Annotated in this window: 19 protein-coding genes; 7 read left to right on the forward strand and 12 right to left on the reverse strand. The window is 37.4% G+C overall.

The genetic code is table 11. The features are described from left to right. Positions 1-147 precede the first annotated feature (147 nt). Together M3166_RS06660 and M3166_RS06665 are read left to right on the forward strand one after the other, a co-directional pair. Positions 148-1,395, forward strand: a complete 1,248-nt coding sequence (locus tag M3166_RS06660; protein ID WP_251688544.1) for an MFS transporter — start codon at positions 148-150, stop codon at positions 1,393-1,395. A gap of 4 nt (positions 1,396-1,399) precedes the next feature. Then, entirely contained in the window at positions 1,400-2,686 is a 1,287-nt protein-coding gene (locus M3166_RS06665) for an alkaline phosphatase family protein (protein WP_251688546.1), read from the forward strand. Positions 2,687-2,803: 117 nt separating this feature from the next. Here the strand turns inward: M3166_RS06665 and M3166_RS06670 are convergent, their stop codons facing one another. The 3 genes from M3166_RS06670 to M3166_RS06680 form a co-directional block, all read right to left on the reverse strand. Then, on the reverse strand, positions 2,804-3,205 hold the full coding sequence (locus M3166_RS06670) for a hypothetical protein (RefSeq protein ID WP_251688548.1): 402 nt from the start codon (positions 3,203-3,205) through the stop codon (positions 2,804-2,806). A gap of 29 nt (positions 3,206-3,234) precedes the next feature. After that, positions 3,235-3,612, reverse strand: a complete 378-nt coding sequence (locus M3166_RS06675) for a peptidylprolyl isomerase (protein WP_251688550.1) — start codon at positions 3,610-3,612, stop codon at positions 3,235-3,237. A gap of 94 nt (positions 3,613-3,706) precedes the next feature. Then, positions 3,707-4,339 carry a hypothetical protein gene (locus M3166_RS06680; protein WP_251688552.1) on the reverse strand — a complete coding sequence of 211 codons (633 nt, stop codon included), beginning with the start codon at positions 4,337-4,339 and terminating at the stop codon, positions 3,707-3,709. A gap of 174 nt (positions 4,340-4,513) precedes the next feature. On the opposite strand from M3166_RS06680, the gene M3166_RS06685 reads away from it, so the two are divergent. Genes M3166_RS06685 through M3166_RS06695 form a run of 3 tightly spaced genes read left to right on the forward strand, consistent with a single transcriptional unit; the run spans position 4,514 to position 7,551 of the window. Next, a complete protein-coding gene (locus M3166_RS06685) occupies positions 4,514-5,422 on the forward strand; it encodes a DoxX-like family protein (RefSeq protein ID WP_251688554.1) in 909 nt (302 codons plus the stop codon). 1 nt (position 5,423) lies between these two features. Continuing rightward, positions 5,424-6,032 (forward strand): DUF4166 domain-containing protein, encoded by a 609-nt coding sequence (locus tag M3166_RS06690; protein ID WP_251688556.1) that lies wholly within the window; start codon positions 5,424-5,426, stop codon positions 6,030-6,032. Further along, on the forward strand, positions 6,001-7,551 hold the full coding sequence (locus M3166_RS06695; protein ID WP_251688558.1) for a YndJ family protein: 1,551 nt from the start codon (positions 6,001-6,003) through the stop codon (positions 7,549-7,551). Before M3166_RS06690 ends, M3166_RS06695 begins: the two co-directional genes overlap by 32 nt. A 44-nt stretch (positions 7,552-7,595) precedes the next feature. Here the strand turns inward: M3166_RS06695 and M3166_RS06700 are convergent, their stop codons facing one another. From M3166_RS06700 to M3166_RS06720, 5 genes are all read right to left on the reverse strand, one after another. Further along, the gene (locus tag M3166_RS06700; protein WP_251688560.1) at positions 7,596-7,874 is read right to left on the reverse strand and encodes a DUF3784 domain-containing protein; all 279 of its coding nucleotides are present in this window, start codon (positions 7,872-7,874) and stop codon (positions 7,596-7,598) included. 12 nt (positions 7,875-7,886) lie between these two features. Then, positions 7,887-8,249 carry a hypothetical protein gene (locus tag M3166_RS06705; RefSeq protein WP_251688562.1) on the reverse strand — a complete coding sequence of 121 codons (363 nt, stop codon included), beginning with the start codon at positions 8,247-8,249 and terminating at the stop codon, positions 7,887-7,889. After that, on the reverse strand, positions 8,246-8,464 hold the full coding sequence (locus tag M3166_RS06710) for a helix-turn-helix transcriptional regulator (RefSeq protein ID WP_251688564.1): 219 nt from the start codon (positions 8,462-8,464) through the stop codon (positions 8,246-8,248). The genes M3166_RS06705 and M3166_RS06710 overlap by 4 nt, the downstream gene beginning before the upstream one ends. Positions 8,465-8,705: 241 nt before the next feature. Continuing rightward, positions 8,706-9,761, reverse strand: a complete 1,056-nt coding sequence (locus M3166_RS06715; RefSeq protein WP_251688566.1) for a YkvI family membrane protein — start codon at positions 9,759-9,761, stop codon at positions 8,706-8,708. Between the two features lie 327 nt (positions 9,762-10,088). After that, positions 10,089-12,083: a catalase gene (locus M3166_RS06720; RefSeq protein WP_251688568.1), complete on the reverse strand. Its 1,995-nt coding sequence runs from the start codon at positions 12,081-12,083 to the stop codon at positions 10,089-10,091. Positions 12,084-12,340: 257 nt separating this feature from the next. Between M3166_RS06720 and M3166_RS06725 the strand changes: the two genes are divergently transcribed. Further along, positions 12,341-13,198: a manganese catalase family protein gene (locus tag M3166_RS06725; RefSeq protein ID WP_251688570.1), complete on the forward strand. Its 858-nt coding sequence runs from the start codon at positions 12,341-12,343 to the stop codon at positions 13,196-13,198. Between the two features lie 87 nt (positions 13,199-13,285). Here the strand turns inward: M3166_RS06725 and M3166_RS06730 are convergent, their stop codons facing one another. The 4 genes from M3166_RS06730 to M3166_RS06745 are packed head-to-tail and all read right to left on the reverse strand — an operon-like array spanning position 13,286 to position 17,816. Then, positions 13,286-14,122 carry an MBL fold metallo-hydrolase gene (locus tag M3166_RS06730; protein ID WP_251688572.1) on the reverse strand — a complete coding sequence of 279 codons (837 nt, stop codon included), beginning with the start codon at positions 14,120-14,122 and terminating at the stop codon, positions 13,286-13,288. 48 nt (positions 14,123-14,170) lie between these two features. After that, positions 14,171-15,232, reverse strand: coding sequence for a Ger(x)C family spore germination protein (locus M3166_RS06735; protein WP_353056571.1), 1,062 nt, complete (start codon positions 15,230-15,232; stop codon positions 14,171-14,173). Then, complete coding sequence (locus tag M3166_RS06740) at positions 15,208-16,254, reverse strand: GerAB/ArcD/ProY family transporter (protein WP_251688574.1); 1,047 nt, start codon at positions 16,252-16,254, stop codon at positions 15,208-15,210. Before M3166_RS06740 ends, M3166_RS06735 begins: the two co-directional genes overlap by 25 nt. Then, on the reverse strand, positions 16,251-17,816 hold the full coding sequence (locus M3166_RS06745; protein ID WP_251688576.1) for a spore germination protein: 1,566 nt from the start codon (positions 17,814-17,816) through the stop codon (positions 16,251-16,253). Before M3166_RS06745 ends, M3166_RS06740 begins: the two co-directional genes overlap by 4 nt. Positions 17,817-18,060: 244 nt before the next feature. On the opposite strand from M3166_RS06745, the gene M3166_RS06750 reads away from it, so the two are divergent. After that, on the forward strand, positions 18,061-19,599 hold the full coding sequence (locus M3166_RS06750) for a glycine betaine uptake BCCT transporter (RefSeq protein ID WP_251688578.1): 1,539 nt from the start codon (positions 18,061-18,063) through the stop codon (positions 19,597-19,599). The last annotated feature ends 21 nt before the right edge of the window (positions 19,600-19,620 follow it).

Raw genomic sequence — 19,620 nt, forward strand, 5'->3', positions numbered from 1 at the left:
TCCTGTAAATTTTTAGAGATAACTTCCATTATACAGAGTTTGCGTAAAGAATATTTCTTTAATATGAAATTTCTGTTTGGTTCCACTTATTAATTTCAAGATAATGGTATAATGACTGAAAATAGTAGGTTGGGAGGTTTTATGTAAGTGAAGCTGACAAAAGAAGAAAAGTCCTGGATTTTATACGATTGCGGGAATTCTGCTTATTCCATTGCGATCACGACCGCCCTTTTCCCCATTGTCTTTGGGATGTTTCAAGGTGTGAACAACATGGATTTAGGCTATTTCAATTCACTCGCAAGTATATTTGTCGCCGTTCTTAGTCCTATTTTAGGAGCCTTTGCTGATTATAAGGACAAGAAGAAACGTTTCTTCACATTTTTTGCGTTAGTCGGCATTATTTCTACTCTTTCCTTTACATTTATTTCACCGGATAGCGGGCAATGGCAGCTTTTAATCGTCATGTACATTCTTTCATGTATCGGCTTTGCCGGCGCCAATATTTTCTATGATTCTTTCTTGGTCGATGTGACGACAGATGAGAAAATGGATAAAGTATCGTCATCCGGCTTTGCTTTCGGCTATATTTCAAGTGTCATTCCATTTGGGATTAGTTTAGTCGTCATCTTAATCATGGGGATGGATGCAGCGATCGGATATCAAATCGGATTTTGTATTACCGCGCTATGGTGGGGATTACTGACGATTCCGATGATTAAAGACGTCAAACAGCGCCACTATATAGAACCCGAACCAAATCCGATCGGCAATAGTTTCAAACGTCTAGGTCAAACCTTTTTAAATATTAAAGACTATAAAATAGTATTCATGTTTTTAATCGCTTATTTCTGCTATATCGATGGTGTCGATACAATTATAAAAATGGTTGTTCCGTACGCGACAAGTGTTTTAGGTTCCGATGGATTAAATACCTTTATGCTTTTGGCCATTTTACTCGTCATTCAAATTGTAGCGTTCCCGTTTGCGCTGCTTTATGGGTCGCTTGCTAAAAAATATTCGACACGGGCATTAATTATTGTCGGGATAACGACTTATGTCATCGCCTGTATCGCAGCATTTTTCATTTCGGAAATGTGGCATATCTTTATTTTAGGGATTATGATTGGATCTGCTCAAGGCGGTATTCAGGCATTAAGCCGTTCCTATTATGGTAAAATTATTCCGAAAGAGCGTTCCAACGAATTTTTCGGTTTCTATAATATTTTCGGTAAATTTGCTGCAATTATCGGACCTTTTCTAATGGCACTGACAACAACGATGACTGGTGATGCCCGATATAGCATTTTATCGATTATCCCTCTATTCATAATTGGGCTCATAGTCTTTTTAATGCTGCCAAAAGATGCGCATGAACAAACTAAATTAGTAAGGTGATCAGATGCAGAATAAAAGTAATTATGTGATTGTTGTTTCGTATGACGCCTTTTCTAAGGATAATTGGGAAAGTGCAGCGTCTAAACCGAATTTAGCCAAACTGATTGAACGAGGGGCCTCTACAAATTTACTGAAAAGTGTGTACCCAACCCTCACGTATGTCATACACAGTTCCTATGTGACTGGTGTCTATCCAGACCGGCACGGGGTTTTCCATAATAATCCGTTTCAGCCTTTCGTCCCTGAAAACGAGCAAAACTGGCACTGGTTCCGCAGTGATATCCAAGCTCCAACTGTATATGAAGCAGCTCGAGAAAAAGGACTAACGACAGCCGGGCTTTTGTGGCCAGTATCAGGAAAAGCTGATATTAACTTTAATATCCCTGAAATAAAAGCGATAAAAAATGAAAATCAGGCATTAAAAATACTGAAAAGCGGCAGTAAATTGTTTACATTGCAAATGGAAATGAAGTACGGAAAAGTTCGGCAAGGGATTCAGCAGCCTTATTTGGATGATTTCACAACCCTATGTGCAGTAGATACGATTAAAAAGAAAAAGCCGAATTTACTTTTAATGCATTTAATTGATCTCGATGATACGAAGCATTTACATGGAACAATTGGACCTCATATTGAAGAAGTCATTGAACGGATGGATCGCCGGATAGGAGAGCTTGTCCAGGCGACAAAAGATGCAGATATTTATGAAGAAACGACTTTTATAATCGTCGGAGACCATAGTCAGCTCGATGTTCAGTACAAAGTGTATTTGAATCGGATTTTATACGAAGAAGGTCTTATTTATGAGAAAAACGGAAAATGGCATTGGCGCGCATATGTTCAAGGTGCAGGTGGAGCCGCTTATTTACATGTACAGCAAGACGATACGGAAGCAGAACAAATAGCCCTTACCATTTTACAGGATGCTGCACGGAAAGAATCTTTCGGTATCGAAGCCATTTTAGGTACTCAGGAATTGCAGGAATTTCATATAGCCAGTACATTCCGATATATGATTGAAGCAAAAGAAGGGTATGCCTTTGAAGATGACCATTTACAGGAAGCTATCATCGACTTACATGCACTCGGCAAAAAGTATGCGACACACGGCTACTCACCAAACAAACCCGATTATACGAGCAACCTTATTATTTCCGGCAACGGTGTTATAGCCGGTTCTCACATTGGCGAAGCTTGTGTCGTTGATATCGGTCCGACAATTGCGCATATTTTAGATTTGGACTTTAGAAATACAGATGGCAGAGCATTGACTGAAATTTTTAAGCGATAATATAGCCAATATATCTTCTCCCATAAAAAGTGTTTAGAAAATCCCTTTTGAATAAATCAAAAGGGATTTTTATTGCATAGTAATAGTTTTAATTTATAAAGTCTCTATAACGAAAATTTAATATTGTTTCTTCACTTCATTATAAATGTCTAATGCATTTTCATAAATATCATTATTTGCATCGATTTGATAATTTCCAGAACGATCTCCCAGATGGAAAATCCCCATATCATCGATCACTAAAGTCCCTGATATTTGGTCATTATAAATAAAATGGATCGTTAACGCCTTATCATAATCAATTTCCACGTTTGTCTGTCCACTATCTTCAATTTGATTGTAAGCCTTCACAAGTGACTGGACCGTTTCTTTATCTACTTTGTTTAGACCCTCATACAAGCTCTGCCCATAACCGATATCGAAGTAATCCGCTTTGATTTGATTAGGGGAATTACTATTAAATCCCTTTACAATAAAAAATGAAATTAGTATAACAAACACTATTAATAATTTCTTCAAAATTTCCTCCATCTAACCTAGCCGACTCTTTAAAAACCTGTGGAATTACCTATAGGTGTATCTTGACCGTTTATTTTTACATTAATTGAATCATACTGTGCATCACCACGAGTAATTTTATAGACGTATTGTTTTAACTCACTATGTTCTTCGTTTTCAGTCTCCAACTTTATATCTAATATGTTACCCCTCTCTTCAATTTCAGCTGTTACTGTTCCTGCAGATTGATAAATAATATACTTCTCATCGCTTTTACTGTCATTAATCAGCTGCAATGTGTAATCGGTATCAATAATCTCTTGCACTTTTGTAGGAATTTTTTGCACTTCCGTAATACTCAATTCTGATGAACTACAAGCTGCTAATATTATTGCTGAAACAAACATTAATGATAATAGTTTTCTCAAGTTAAGTCCCCATTCCTTGATTGACCCTCGTTTTATACAAGTGGCTATTTGTTAAATTTAAAATGTTTGGTTCGCCGGATTTAAAATATCACTTTTATGATTTTTTTTTCGGAAATAATGTATACGATAATGTAATTACAAAATCAATGGTAAGAATAAGCAGCCATACTTGACTGAATTTATTGATCCCTTCATTGTTAAAAGGGAAATTACCGTTCTCGTCATCAAACCACATTCCGAATAATTCATTCAGGGGCGTTTGCTGCAAACTGTCTGAAAAGCCGACCGCAATAGCAAATCCTATATGAACAAGGACAAAAACTACGAAATGCCCCGCAAATTGCTTCCATTCTTGTATCGCATAAGCCTTACCATACAATTTAACAGGTTGGAGTGATTCATTGATCGGCTCCCCTCGTTTTTTAGCAACCCACCTTTTTATAAAGGCATCGAGCTTTTTAAAGTCGGATTTCCCGAATGTCATCGCATACACAATAATGATGACAATAATAATTTGATAAATCGAAAATTCACCTGTTCGCTGATAATCAAAATAAGCCAAAAGCGCAATCCATAAATCATTTACGATAAAAATAATAAAAACGAATAAACTCAGCTTTTTTAGCTGAAACCAGTAGCGCAAGAGCAAAAAGGCAATCGCACATACCCAGAATACAACTTCTGCAGTAATGAGGAAAAACCACTTATAATCCAAAATAAAGTCCATTGCTTCCTCCCTTAAAATCGGTTACTTGATCTATCCACTCTTATAATACTTGATAAAGTAATAGATTAACATTTTTTCCGGTAAATTCATTCCCTTTAAATTCTGACTAATCACAGTAAAGATATTAAGGTATGATGAATAAGTAAATACATTTTGATAGAGGAGCTGAATGTCTTGAAGAAAAAGCCGATTTATGTGGAAACCGTAATAGACAGCTCGATTGAAGAAGTATGGCATTATACACAACAGCCCGACCTGCATGAACAATGGGATTTACGTTTTACATCCATCATCTACAATGAAAAACAGCATGTGGACGCGCCTCAAACTTTTACATATACAACTAAAATAATGCCGGGCCTGTCAGTTGCAGGTTGGGGTGAAAGTAAAGGTACACATGAAAAAGCAAGTGGTGTTAGAACCTCATCTCTCCATTTCGGGACACCGCAACTGATTTCCCCTATTAAGGAAGGACGCGGCTATTGGCAATATATCCCGAATGGCGACCGCGTAACCTTTCTGACCCAGTACGACTATGACGGCCGGTTCGGTCGATTCGGGCAATTATTTGATCTACTGTTCCGCCCTGTTATCGGTTGGGCAACTGCACTTAGTTTTAATGTACTGGCTAGGTGGATTGAAATCGGAGAAAAACCGGCAACCCAATACCGGCGATTTTTCAGCTATTATTTACTGTGCTTCCTGTTCAGTTTTACATGGCTCTACCAAGGTCTCATTCCGAAAGTATGGATGAAGCATCCGCTTGAAATTGATATGCTGATGAAACTGTCACCGCTAACGTTAGGTCAAGCATCAACGGCCATTATTTGGATAGGTATTTTGGAGATGATCATCGGGTTACTCTTTTTGATCCCGAAATTGCAACCGCTGCTAATAAAGGCGCAAATTTTATTATTCCCATTGCTGACATTAAGCGCAATTATTGCCGCACCTTCTGTTGCAACAGCTCCATTTAATGTCGTTACATTTAACATTGGTTTGTGGGTTGCTTCAATTATTACTTTACTGCTGACAAAAGAATTACCGACAGCAAGATTTTGCAAACGAAAAAGAGGTGCTTAATATGATTTACGAAACATTGCTTGCCAATGATTTTAACAGGTTGCATCCAAAGTTGCAGGAAAGATATCGCCTTCCATTAGGCAAACCATTTCATGCACAAGGAACAATGCAAGTTATTCATTCCGGACCACGTTTTTTACGACCGATGTATCAATTGTTTACGAAAACAAATTTCCTTTTTCCCGAATACGGCAAGGAAATTCCTTTTACAATAACGAATACCGCAAGAATGAACAATGAAAAGGAAGCCGAAGTCTATTGGGAGCGCACTTTCCATTTTCCACTGGCAATGCGCAAATTCAATGCAACGATGACAGTCGATTTGGAACGGCAAATCGTAAAAGATTATTTAGGGGATCCGGCATTATTCTACTCCGATTTAAAAATGGATGTTACAAAGGACGGTTCCTTAATGATCCGCTCCGCAGAACAGCGTGCCGTAATCGGTCAAAAAGAAGTTGGCTTGCCGAAGAAACTGACAGGCCGAGTTGTTGTAACGGAAGGGTATGATGATGTGCTCGATGTGTATACGATTCATGTCTCCATTTATAATGATCTTATTGGAAGGATGATGATGTATGCTGGTCAATTTACGCCTTGTGCTCAGTAGACCTTTAACAATCATTGGCCTTGTTAGTATGGCTTGGCTTCTATTATTTAACGCACCAACATCTATGCATTATTATTTGACGCTAGCTCAACTAATCTTTGTTCCAGTCATACTGGAACAGTTAGTTTTACTGAAAAATTGGCAAAAATTCATTATTGCAACTGGTCAGTTTGCAGTTACAATACTATATTTCACACAAAACGATTTCCTCATCCTGCTTTGTGTACTTACCTACTTACTAAGTACCCTTATTATTGCCTCCCATGGGGTCAAACGATTTTTGAGAAGAGGCTTTGTCAATACAGCTGAAATGATGATAGATATCGGTCTAATATATATTGTGATGGGTGGACTTTGGTTTTTGGCATTTCATCTGCAGCTGAATACAGGGTTCAGTCCGATTATTACATGGCTGACCGCTATTCATTTTCATTACTCGGCCTTTCTGCTATGCATTACAGTCGGTTTGATTGGGCGTCTTCATATGACCCGCTATTACAAGTTTTGCTGCGCCGTAATCGCTGCAGGACCAATGCTAGTAGCTGTCGGGATTACCTTTTCAAGGATTGTTGAAATCATTTTTGTTAGCCTATATGTAGTCGCCATTTTCAGCATTAGCTTTTTTGTTATGAAATGGCCATTGCCGCGTGTGCAGCGTCTGTTTATCCGACTGGCATTTTTGACATTATGCTTTACAATTATTTGGTCGCTTTTATACGCATACAGCAATTTAACAGGAACGAATCTTGTTGATATTCCGGATATGCTAGACTTCCATGGTCTTTTAAATTGTTTAGGGTTTGGTATTTCTGTATTGATCGCTTGGAGCTTATTGCTGCCACCTTCAAAACATCGTGACTATACATTTCCAATAAGTAAAATTCGCGGGCGATTTTCTCCAACAAACAAACCGGCTTGTGGATTGGTCGATGATATGGCATCTTATGTTAATAAAGAGAACATTCCTGAATTGGTTAGTGAGTTTTATGAACGTACTACAAACTTTGAATTAAAAGCGTCTGTTAAATGGGCTGCTTGGTTTAAACCTTTTGCTTTTGTGTATCAGTTCATTAGCAGGAAAATGGGACAGCTGAATTTACCGTTCTCTTCAAAATCGATTGTGATGGACGGAAAAATTTGGCAAGTTGATCCGCAAAATGACGGCCGAGAAAAGCCGCGCGTCTGGCAAAGATCGATTAATGGTGACCCGGTATTCAACGCGATATATTCGAAGCATCATGATGCCTCCAATACCTATATGAATATTGCTTTGCCCCTGCCCTTCTCTACAATGCACGGTATATTGCAGCTTTCCGTAAAAGACTGTGCACTGTACTTAACAAGTGATGGACAAGGCGATGCCGGTACGTATTTGGCGATCGGCTCTTATGTATTCAAATTGCCGTTACATGAGTACTTTGTGATTAAAGAACAACAAGGAACCCTTACCGCAACCCATGAGATGAAACTGTTTGGTATGAAGTTTTTACATATTGATTATCAAATACGGAAAAAATAAAAATACCCGGCTTTCCTAAGTACAATAAAGGGGCCGGGTAAAATTTAATCAACCATTTTTACATTAACATATACCAATTCAAGTAAGATGATGCCCACTGTAACATACATAATCGTTTCTGCTTGTTGTATGCCTGCAAATCCGCTTATGGCGATTCCTATGCCTAGTAAAGCAAATGTTCCACCGACAAGTAGAGCCAATTTATTTTTATCTTTTACTCGCTTTTCATTATACCCCGCTAATAGCCATGTTAATTTTTTAACTCCGACTAAATAACCCAGCACTAAAAATACTACGCCAATTAAAACCAAATTCATCTCCATTTCCCAGTCCCCCTAAAAGTTTTTTATAACTGCTGGAATAATATAGAATGGAATGCAAAGTGTAGCTACCAAATACACCAAAATCAATTCTATATTTATCGTCCAATTCATGTCCCCTTTACTTCCAATCACTAATATCAGTATGAGCAGTGTATTTAACATAATCATGCTTCGTAATGACCATTTCGAAATATTTGCGTTTACGCGATCATCAAATTCGAGCTCGTCGTTCATTAATTTACCTCGCTTATACTTCGCAAATATCATTAAACAACCGATTCCCGCTAACAGAATCCATTTCAATAATGAACTTTCAATAAATAAAATAACAATAATACAGCAAAGAACCGGGATATAGGTGAATAACTTTGTCATGATTCTTCCTCCATCCAAAACAATTTTTCAATAGAAGTATCCAGTGCATTCGCAATCAGCAAACATACTTTAATTGTAGGATTATACTTTTGTGCTTCGATTAAATTCATCGTTTGTCTCGTGACACCAATTTGCTTTGCTAAATCACTTTGTGTTAAATTGCCCAATTCAGTTCTTCTTAATTTTACACAGTTTTGTATTTGAATATCTTTCAATTCAACACCCTCCCTTCCTAAAATCGATGTCACTTTGTTGAAACTGCTGTCATGATAAAGTCAGGAAAAAAATACCTTTCACCTAATATTGTAACATATAAATTAACTTAGTCAATTATATATGACACTTAATCCGTTAAAACTGTGGGTACTAAAATGAAAATCAAATTTTTAATACAGCAAAAAGCTACCAATTTTCTTTATCAGAAAAAGGTAGCTTTTTGCATATATAGATAGAAAATTATCGTGCTTCTTGTTTCTTAATAATAAAGGGTGCTGCCACTAAAGCAAGGATGAGGATAATCCCCAAATAACCAATCAGAGGATAGAAATAACTCACTAGACCAGTAAAGCCTACAAAACTTGCCAAATAACCAACAATCATTGTAATCGTAAAGAAAGTTTTAAATTTCTGTGTTCCTGATTCCGCAAAACGTGCTGAAAAAGAAAAGAACATTCCAACCGCTGTATTATAAATCATGCCGAAAATAACTAATGACATGATAATACCTAGTGTCGGCGATAAATTACTCACAATTCCTAGCATCGGCATGTCCAACGTGCCAACTTCTTCGATTTTCGAGAAAATAGCTAAATGAATTAATAATATGAGAATTCCTAAAATAAGTCCTCCAACCAATCCGCCTATCGCTGCCGTTTTTGGATTTTTTTCAGCTCCGCCCATTACAATTGACATTGAAGCTCCAACCGCGATATTAAATGAAACGTAATTAATACTGGAAATAAACCAGTTTGGTAAAGTAGTCGGTGTTGCTTGCGCTACATCGTTTAACGATGTAAAAGTTCCACTCATCGTTAGAAAACTGTAGATCGCAATAAATATAACAAAAATAATGAGAATCGGCGTAATGCTTCCTATAATGGCAACAACCCGATTTACTTTCAAAAAACCTGTTAGTAATACGAGTATTGTCATAAGAGTCGTACCTACAAAGACCGGTAAACCAAACTGTTGATTTAAGTTCGAACCGGCTCCAGCCAGCATCACGACACCTACACCAAACAACGTAAAAATAAGAATAAAATCGATTACAGTTCCAAGATATCGCCCGCTAATTCTGTAAATAACGTCTTTATGAGATGTCGTTTTTGTATAACTGCCAAGCCATACTAAAAGCATACCAATACCCGAAAACAGTACCGTTGATAAAATAGCTCCGAATATCCCGAGTATTCCAAAGCTCGTAAAGTATTGCAGTATTTCTTGTCCTGAAGCGAATCCTGCGCCTACGATCACGCCAATAAAAGCGCTTGCAATTTTCAATATATTTTTCACACGTCTAACTCCCCTTTTAATCCTTCGATCAATATGTATTTTCTTAAAATAATTACTAAGGCCATGTTCCCCATTTCGACTTTTCCGATTATTATAGCCCTTTTCAAATTTCTCCCTAGTTATCCCTCCTCCGACACAAAATTAATTACAATTTTAATATTATAGCATACTTTTATTACGATATTTTATTATTCAAAATATTCATTTTTTAGAGAGTGAGTAGGAAAATAGAGGTATAGATTGAAACATAGTTCAATAAAAAAACATTTTTCTCAATGAGAAAAATGTTTTTTGGGTCTTTGTAATTCTTAAATCTTCTAAGAATAATCAACCCGTTGCATTTGTTCGGTCAAAGTGGCGACCTTTTTTCAATGCTTCTACAAATTCTGAAATACCTGCTACGACACCAGGTGCATTTGCATAGTCTTTATCTAAAATTTCAGTTGAAGCATACCCTAATGCTTTATAATGGTTGAAAATTTCATCAGCAAATCGTTGAACTTTACGTTTAGGCACGACACTTTCAAAATTTGCAGCAACAATTAGACCATCATAAAGTACAGGATCTGCCGTTTCCAGCGTGTGATCAATTTCACGCTCACCAATTCTTCCTTGTTTATCACTGATCAACTCAACTGTAACGCCTTCGTTTTCCAAAGGAGTTATCAGTTCTTCCAAATTGCTGCTTGTATCAACAATAATACCGACTTTTTTCGATTTTAAAAATGGTACCTGATTTTTTAAGATACTCACAGCATCAGATGGCTGTTGATCCGCAACTTGCTGGATTGATTCATCTGGTGGTGTAACCCCGATATTTTGTGCAATTTGCTCAGCCATTGCACGGTCAACACGAGCAAACATATCGACTGCTGCTTTGCGGATTTCGATTGTTTCTACTTTCCCAAGTTCAAAACTGAAAGCATTTATAATATGCTGTTTTTCCACATCCGTTTGGCTTAACCAGAATTGACGCGCTTGGCTATAATGGTCTTCAAACGATAAGCTTCGAGCTCGTACTTTTCGTCCTTCGATTTTTTCCTGGTAATGAGCATAGCCGCCTTCCTTTTGCGTCACTACATGCGGTGTATTGTTTTGTAAACTGTTTTTCCCGTATGCCACACGTCCTTTATTGATCGTCATTCGACCATACCCATCACGCTGATTATTATGGAATGGGCATACAGGACGATTAATCGGCAATTCATGGAAGTTTGGCCCGCCTAATCGAATCAGTTGTGTATCTGTATAAGAGAATAAACGGCCTTGTAATAAAGGATCGTTTGAAAAATCGATTCCCGGTACAACATGCCCTACATGGAAAGCAATTTGTTCTGTTTCTGCGAAGAAGTTATCAGTATTTCGATTCAATGTCATTTTTCCGAGTTTGCGAAGAGGAATCAATTCTTCCGGCCAAATTTTCGTCGGATCTAAAATATCGAAATCAAATTTGAACTCATCTTCTTGTGAAATTAGCTGAACAGCAAGTTCATATTCAGGAAAGTTTCCGGCTTCAATATTATCGTAAAGGTCACGGCGATGGAAATCCGGGTCTTTCCCCGCAATTTTTTGAGCTTCATCCCATACTAAAGAATGAGCGCCGAATACAGGTTTCCAATGGAATTTTACGAAGTGGGCTTCCCCTTTGGCATTGACAAAGCGGAATGTATTGACTCCAAATCCTTCCATTGTTCGATAGCTTTTTGGAATTGCACGATCCGACAAATGCCACATGGTCATATGTGCAGTCTCTTCATTACTGACAACAAAGTCCCAAAATGTATCATGAGCACTTTGCGCTTGAGGAATTTCATTATGCGGCTCCGGTTTTACCGCATGAACGAAATCAGGGAATTTAATCGCATCTTGAATGAAGAAAACGGGTATATTATTTCCTACTAAATCATAATTCCCTTCTTCTGTATAGAACTTCGTCGCAAATCCTCGTACATCACGAACTGTTTCTGCTGAACCTCGTGATCCTGCTACTGTTGAAAATCGAACAAAGACAGGTGTTTGGCGACCTTTCTCTCCTAAAAAATGAGCCATCGTTATATCTGATGCATCGCCATAACTTTCAAATACACCATGCGCCCCCGAACCTCGGGCATGTACTACTCGTTCCGGAATACGTTCATGGTCAAAATGGGTCATTTTTTCACGAAAATGAAAGTCCTCCATAATTGTTGGGCCACGTTCACCTATCGTTAATGAATGCTCGTCATTCGTTAACTTTAATCCATGATTCGTTGTTAGCGGCTGACCTTCATCTTTCGTAGTAAACTGTTTCAATTGCTCGGCTTTTTTATTGTTGTTCTCCAATTTACATCCTCCTAATTCCAAAATAGCAAGTTCCACAAGATTAGTTATACTCAACCATCTCTGTTACTTTTCTACCCTATTTCCCGAAAAGTAGTCCTATGAAATATAATCGTAATATTTAATTCTTTAAAGTTAGTACCTTCTAACTTTAATTATAAAAAAATTGGCATGCCTTCCTTTGAATTGAACATACTACTTTCAGAAGGATGTGAAAAATGCATTCTTTATGAAATACCATGAAAGAAGCGAGGGAAACTATGTACTACTACAAAGAAGAACTGATCAATATTATTAAACCGGATAAACCAGATCCGGCAGCTGCCCGCGTTTTACAGGAAATCTTAGGCGGACATTATGGGGAAATGCGCACAATGATGCAATTTTTCTTCCAAAGTTCCAATTTCCGAGGAAAAGATACTCAATTTAGAGACTTGCTGCGCGGTATTTTCTTAGAAGAAATTGCCCACGTCGAGCTTGTTCAAAATACAATCAATCAGCTATTGAACGATTCCGGAGAGTCATCAGCTCCGGGTAACAATGGAATGGACCAATCCCCATTAGATGAAGCGGTCCGCCATGCAAATCCCCACCATTTCATTATGGGCGCACAAGCATCATTGCCTGTAGATGCAGCAGGAAATCCATGGAATGGATCATGGGTTTACTCACACGGCAACCTCATCGCCGATTTACTGAATAACCTCGTATTGGAATCTACAGGAGTACTGCAAAAAACTCGAATTTATGAAATGAGCTCAAACCAAACGTTCCGTGAAACGCTCGCATTTTTGATTGTTCGTGATAACGCACATCAAAACGCTTTTGCCAAAGCACTCGAAACATTAGGTGTAAATTGGGGCAAACTATTCCCGGTACCGAATTATGATATCAACAAATATCCGGAATGCCGGAAATTTGTCGATATGGGTTACCATAACTGTCAATTTAACTTCCGTCTGGATCCGACAAGAATAGGTGAAATTCTCCAAGGACAATCTCCAAGCCGAAATGGCGGACAATATCAAGTAACACCGCCCCCAGTAGGTTTCCCTGTGCCATTAATGCCGGACATGCCAAATGAACATAGCCCTGGGTTATATGATTTGAATAATTAATTTGAACCCCACTATCTATATACTTTAAAAAATCATCCATTTGCTCATTAGCTGAGTAAACGGATGATTTTTTTGTATTAAACTATCTTATTTCTTATTCTTTGGCAATGCTATTTGATCAAAATCATCGACAAGTTTACGCAGCCCCTTGCTTAGCTCCGGCCCGCTCATCGGCACCCCATGTCCTGTAACCGCTACAGAAGGATTTAACGCTGCCAGCTTTTTTACTGATTCAAAAGCTGCGACCCAGTCCGGCGTCAAATACTTCGGTGGTCCATTCACTTCTTTTTCCTGGGTAAATACTTTATATAAGGATTCCTGCTTGACCGTAACAAATGCATCCCCTGCAATAAGTGCTCCGTCGCGCTCCCTAAATAACGAAACATGTCCAGGTGTATGTCCCGGTGTATGAATCCACTTAAATCCTTCCATAAAAGGTACGGTACCATCTGGAGGAAGTTCCTGGACAGATTCCCCTAAGTCGATCGCTTCATTCGGGAACATCGGTGACATTTTAGCAACTAACCCACTATCAACAGTAGAGTCCGGCTCCGGATAATTTTCTAAGCCCGTTAGATACGGCAGTTCTAATTTGTGAGCGAAAACCGGTACTTGCCAGTGCTCAACAAGTTCAATAATTGCGCCTACATGATCAAAATGTCCATGTGTCAAAATAATTGCTTTTGCTTTTGCATTTTTGCCAAATCTTTTTTCCGCTACAGAAATAATTTCTTCTGCACTTTTCGGCATCCCCGCGTCTATTAAGACAAAGTCGTTACTTCCTGGACAACTGTAAAAAGCAATATTGGCGATTTGAATTGTATGTGCGTACAAGTCTGGCAATAATTCCTGGCTCACACCACTTTGTACAGATGTAGCAGGAATAAATTTATAATCGTTGCCGTAGTTCATATTTTTTTCCATCGATGACACTCCTTTTCAAATATTCAACTGTGTTTTTGTTGTTTACAGTTACTCCAATATACCCGTTTTCACAATTTCTACTTTTAGCTTAGCCGAAATATCCCATTCTGAAAAACGCTCGTTCCAATCTTTTTTAAACCATTCCGGATGAAATGCTCGAACACTGCGACCAAGTCCTATGGCATCACTCTTTGCTTCTTGCAATTTTTTAATGACTTCGTTCAAATCTTGCTCAATCTTTTCCTGAAGAAATTTTTCCAGCTCTTTTCTTATATTTGCATTATCTATATTATCCTGAGGGAATTCAGAAAGTATAAAATCGATTTTCAAATCAATTACAATTTTATTTTCTGTTATATTAAGCTTTCTTTTTAATTTATTTACCCGGACAGTTAAAGGACTATCTTTATATAAATGAGCAATACGCGTTGAAAAACCAAGTGAGTCATTTAAAATACTTAATAATACTCCTTCATCAGCGTTTAAAGTCTTGCCAGTAAATGATTTACCTGAAAATAAGGCAACCCCTTCTGCTTTGGGACGATTATCCTCACCCATTTTCAAGTAGGGCAAAGCCAAATCCTGAGCATCTTCGAAAATTACAGTAGAAGCGGTTTGCAATGTATAAGGTATAACAAAAGAGTTATCTTCCAGACTTGTAATAAAACGGTCATAAAATTCTCCTGCGGTACTTTGCTTATTTTCGCTTAGTTCAAAAAACGGTTTTAAATCCCCTTGTATAATTGCCATTTTTGATGTTATCGGACTATTTGCATCCCGAAAATAAATATCCAAATACTCATAAATATTATGTTCTGCGGTATCCTCTGATATAAGAACTGTTGATAAAACAGATAAATCCATCGTCTGCTCAACTTTTAGCTCTGCATCCTGACGTACATCACGAGGTGAAACCCCCTCACCGGTAATAACAATGGTTTTCATTTCTGTTGCTGTAGCTTCCGGATAGGCATAATAAGCAGTCAATTCTCCTATTTCACCTTCTATACCTGTAAGCGATACGACGGATGAATTCTTATAAAGCCTCTCATCCCAGCATCCCGCTAGTATAAGTGGTGTTATTATTAAGATGATTTTTCCGATTCGGATAAAGTTCGCCCCCTCACTCTATTGAAAAGAATAATAATCATCGGCAACAAAAAGGTGAAAAGAATAGTACCATAAACTAAGTAAACTTTAAAAAAATCAATTATTGAAAAACGGATAAGTAAATTGGCTGTTATGGCAACAACAGTAAAAAAAATAAATAGCTTTATTTTAGGTGATTTTATTTTTTTCTCAAAATATACGAGGCGCATCACAAGTACATAATTGACAATTGTAACCAATGACCAAGAAAGCCAAATATATACAAAAAACAAATCCAGCCGTTTTACAAATGTCACTTCAACAGAGTGTAATATATACAAAATTGGTTCAGGAATGAGTGTAATTTCATTTAGTGAAAAATACATTAAAGTAAAAGATATCGATAATAAATAAAAGCTTGTTAAGATAATGAAATAAATAGAAATTGCCTTTTTGGAAATTTTCCCATTACTCGCCAAATACTTTCGAAGAATTATATACGTTTCCGCACCGCCAAATGCATAAGTACAATAAATAAAACCTTTAAACCAAGTATTTGACCGATCATAAAAAAGAGGAAGCAAATTGGTCACATTCAAACTCGGCACTGTTAAAAACATGAATATTAAAAACAATAAAAGCATTGGAATTAGTACAACACCTATATTAACGGCAGTTTCAGGTCTACTGATACTGGCATAAAGACATACAGATAAAAATATTGTTATTAAAACCAATGTAGGTGTATTTGGAAACACCCATATCGTTAATACATACGTAATATAACTGACAAAAACCGTAATATAAATCGTCCAATAAATCAGATAAATCGCTTTTACAAAACTATTTAAATAGAGGTATTGATGCATTCGTTCATAAAATAATAATTGCAGGAAAAAAACAACAGCTATTATTAAATATTGAATTGTAGCATCCCGATGTGCATACTCGATAATTTGATGTTGAACGGATATATAGACAAAGCCAGTTTGTATAACGAACATCAGAAGAAATAATTGAGCCTTTGTCAACTGTACACTCATGCTTTATCTTCCTTTTTCATTGAAAAATCTTTTGCCTGCCTATTTGCTCCATAATAAGGTCCTCGGAAAAAAATCTTTCTCACTCCAACTGGATCAAAAGGAATAATGGGTGAAAAATAGGGATGCTTTAAAGAGCTTAAATTCAATAAATGAACAACTAATAAAAATGTTCCGATTACAATTCCAAAGAAACCAAAAAGTGATGCTAAAAACATAAATGGGAAACGAAGCATTCGAATAGTTGTGTTGAGTTCGACAGATGGGACTACAAAGCTTGATATTGCTGTAAATGCTACGACAATTACCATTAAATTTGATACAAGCCCCGCGCTCACAATCGACTCCCCAATTACAAGCCCCCCAACAATACCGATTGTCTGTCCAATCGATTTCGGCAGTCGAACACTCGCCTCACGAATCAATTCAATCGTTATTTCCATAATCATCGCTTCTATAAGCGGCCGGTATGGAATCTGGTTAATATCCGTCTTCACTTTATTTGCAAGTTCAAGCGGCAAAATTTCAAAATGAAAGCTTACAATGGCTATATAAAATGCCGGCAAAAAAATGGCGGAAAAGACACTGAATAGTCGCATCAGCCGATAAAATGTTCCGACAAATACGCGTGCGTTAAAATCATCCGGTGTTTGATAAAAAGAAAAAAATGTTACAGGCCCAATGAGAGCATTTGGTGATAAATCGGTCATTATGGCGATTTTGCCTTCCAAAATATTTGCTACAACACGATCTGGGCGTTCTGTATTCAAAAGTTGTGGAAACGGAGACCATACTTGATCTTCCAAATAGTCACTAAGCTGCCCGATGCTATAAAACATATCGACATCAACCGCATTTAATCTGTTTTCTACCGTTTTAAGCGCCTCGTTGTCAACTACATTTTCCACAAACATATAGTAAACCGTTGTTTTAGTCTCATTTCCGAGAGTGATTTGTTTTACAACAAGCTTATTATTTTTTATACGTTTTCGAATCAGTTGCATATTCACTTCAAAATTTTCAACAAAACCTTCATGCGATCCTCTTAGAATTTGCTCATTTTCAGGCTCTTCAGGTGTTTTGTGGGCAAATTCTGCATTGTTCAAACGTATCATTTGGTTTGACTGCAATAGGATAATTAACGTTTCACCGTTACAAACATAATCAACCAGTTTTTGCTCATCATATTTTTCAGTAGTGATTATTACCGATTCATCTTTAGCCAGTTGTTTTTTTGCAGCATAATCATTATTAATTTGTGTACCACTTATCTCTTTATTTTGTGCATCATCTTTATCAATTTCGTTATCTTCTGTATCACTTTGTTTCGGTTTGTCAGTATGTTGGTTCTTTTCCTGATCTGCTTGCGAGGAAGAACGATTCAACTGCTTCAGATTAATAAGGCTTTGTTCGACATCCTTTTTATTAACAAGTGATGAGTAATAACATAAAATGACGTTTTCTTCTTTACCAAGCTTAATTTCTTTTGCAACAAAGTCCGATGAATGGAGGAATTGCTTATTAAGTCGTTTAATTTCCTGCTTTATTTCCATTGTTTGTGTCAATACGACTCCCCCCTTTTTTGACAAGTATAGGATATTTTTAAAAGAGTTATTCATTTTTGTTTAAGGAGCAAAAACGGGGGAAAAATAAAGAAAGATTGGCTTCATTTGTGTATAAACATTTTAAAGCAGAGCAAATTGTAAAAATTGAATTACTTATTATACTTTTACAATTAATAAATGAAAAAAAGTGTTTATTTTTCAAATTCGGAAATGAATTCATCAGTTATTGAACGGGGGTTATAAAATGAAAAAAGTAGGCATTGTTTTTTGGAGCTCGTTTACGTTAGTAATGCTGGCTGTTCTAGTCGGGATAATTGCTCCACAGACATTAGAAAATGTCACCAAGAACATTCAAAATTTACTTACTTATAATTTTGGCTGGTATTATTTATTAGTCGTTGCAATCATTATTGCGTTTTGTGTTTTCCTTATATTGAGTCCTGTTGGAGCCATACGTCTTGGTAAGCCGACTGACCGGCCGGACTACAGCAATGCATCATGGTTTGCGATGCTATTTAGTGCGGGAATGGGAATTGGTTTAGTGTTCTGGGGGGCAGCGGAACCATTATCACATTTTGCTATTAGTTCCCCACAGGCTCCTGAAGGTTCCCAGCAAGCATTGAAAGATTCATTTCGATACACGTTCTTCCATTGGGGAATTTCCGCTTGGGCCATTTATGGTGTAGTCGCATTGGCACTCGCCTACTCCAATTTCCGTAAAGGGGCACCCGGTTTAATAAGTTCCACACTTTTTCCTCTTTTCGGTGAAAAAACAAAGGGTCCTATTGGATATATAATTGATATTATCGCGGTCTTCGCTACAGTAATCGGTGTTGCCACAACACTCGGTTTAGGTGCACAGCAAATTAATGGCGGTCTTTCCTATTTATTTGACCTTCCAATCAACTTTACTGTTCAATTAATCATCATTGTTATCGTTACGGTATTGTTTATCATTTCCGCTTCAACCGGTCTTGATAAAGGAATTCAACTGTTAAGTAATTGGAACCTCTATTTGGCAGCTGTCTTATTAATATTGACTTTATTTATTGGTCCTACTGTTGCCATTATGAACGACTTTACTTCAGGACTCGGCAGTTATTTACAAAACTTCGTACAAATGAGTTTACGTATGGAACCGGGTGATGCGGGCAGCCGTGATTGGATTAACAGCTGGACGATTTTCTATTGGGCATGGTGGATGTCCTGGTCTCCATTTGTCGGCATTTTCATTGCGCGTATTTCAAAAGGACGAACAATCCGTGAATTTTTAATGGGTGTTATTTTAGCACCAACACTTGTTAGTATTTTCTGGTTTGCTACGTTTGGTACGACGGCGATTGAAACATATTTGACAAAAGATAAAGGGCTTGTTGATTTACCGACAGAGCAGCTTTTATTCGGTGTATTTGATCAGATGCCGCTAGGCTTTATTTTATCGATTATCGCGCTCTTACTAGTAGCGATATTCTTCATTACTTCAGCCGATTCTGCTACATTCGTATTAGGGATGCAAACAACATTTGGCTCGATGAACCCATCATTTAAAATAAAATTGATTTGGGGAATATTACAGGCTGCGATTGCAGCAAGTTTATTATTCTCCGGTGGTTTGACCGCACTGCAGAATGCCGCGATAATTGTCGCCTTCCCATTCTCGTTTATCATTTTGCTGATGATACTTTCGCTCTACAAATCATTAATGGCTGAGAGGAAGAAATTAGGTCTCTACATCCGACCGAAAAAACAGCCACCTTCGAATGCTCACAAGAAAGAGAGCTGACATGCTCCCCAAAAAAAGCGT

Source organism: Solibacillus isronensis (assembly GCF_023715405.1).
Classification (GTDB): Bacteria; Bacillota; Bacilli; order Bacillales_A; family Planococcaceae; genus Solibacillus; species Solibacillus isronensis_B.

What these genes read in the sequence shown, in the direction of transcription:
- M3166_RS06665 (WP_251688546.1), top strand. Translation starts at nt 1,400, where the DNA reads ATGCAGAATAAAAGTAATTATGTGATTGTTGTTTCGTATGACGCCTTT.
- M3166_RS06680 (WP_251688552.1), bottom strand. Translation starts at nt 4,339, where the DNA reads ATGGACTTTATTTTGGATTATAAGTGGTTTTTCCTCATTACTGCAGAA.
- M3166_RS06690 (WP_251688556.1), top strand. Translation starts at nt 5,424, where the DNA reads ATGATTTACGAAACATTGCTTGCCAATGATTTTAACAGGTTGCATCCA.
- M3166_RS06695 (WP_251688558.1), top strand. Translation starts at nt 6,001, where the DNA reads ATGCTGGTCAATTTACGCCTTGTGCTCAGTAGACCTTTAACAATCATT.
- M3166_RS06700 (WP_251688560.1), bottom strand. Translation starts at nt 7,874, where the DNA reads ATGGAGATGAATTTGGTTTTAATTGGCGTAGTATTTTTAGTGCTGGGT.
- M3166_RS06705 (WP_251688562.1), bottom strand. Translation starts at nt 8,249, where the DNA reads ATGACAAAGTTATTCACCTATATCCCGGTTCTTTGCTGTATTATTGTT.
- M3166_RS06725 (WP_251688570.1), top strand. Translation starts at nt 12,341, where the DNA reads ATGTACTACTACAAAGAAGAACTGATCAATATTATTAAACCGGATAAA.
- M3166_RS06730 (WP_251688572.1), bottom strand. Translation starts at nt 14,122, where the DNA reads ATGGAAAAAAATATGAACTACGGCAACGATTATAAATTTATTCCTGCT.
- M3166_RS06740 (WP_251688574.1), bottom strand. Translation starts at nt 16,254, where the DNA reads ATGAGTGTACAGTTGACAAAGGCTCAATTATTTCTTCTGATGTTCGTT.
- M3166_RS06750 (WP_251688578.1), top strand. Translation starts at nt 18,061, where the DNA reads ATGAAAAAAGTAGGCATTGTTTTTTGGAGCTCGTTTACGTTAGTAATG.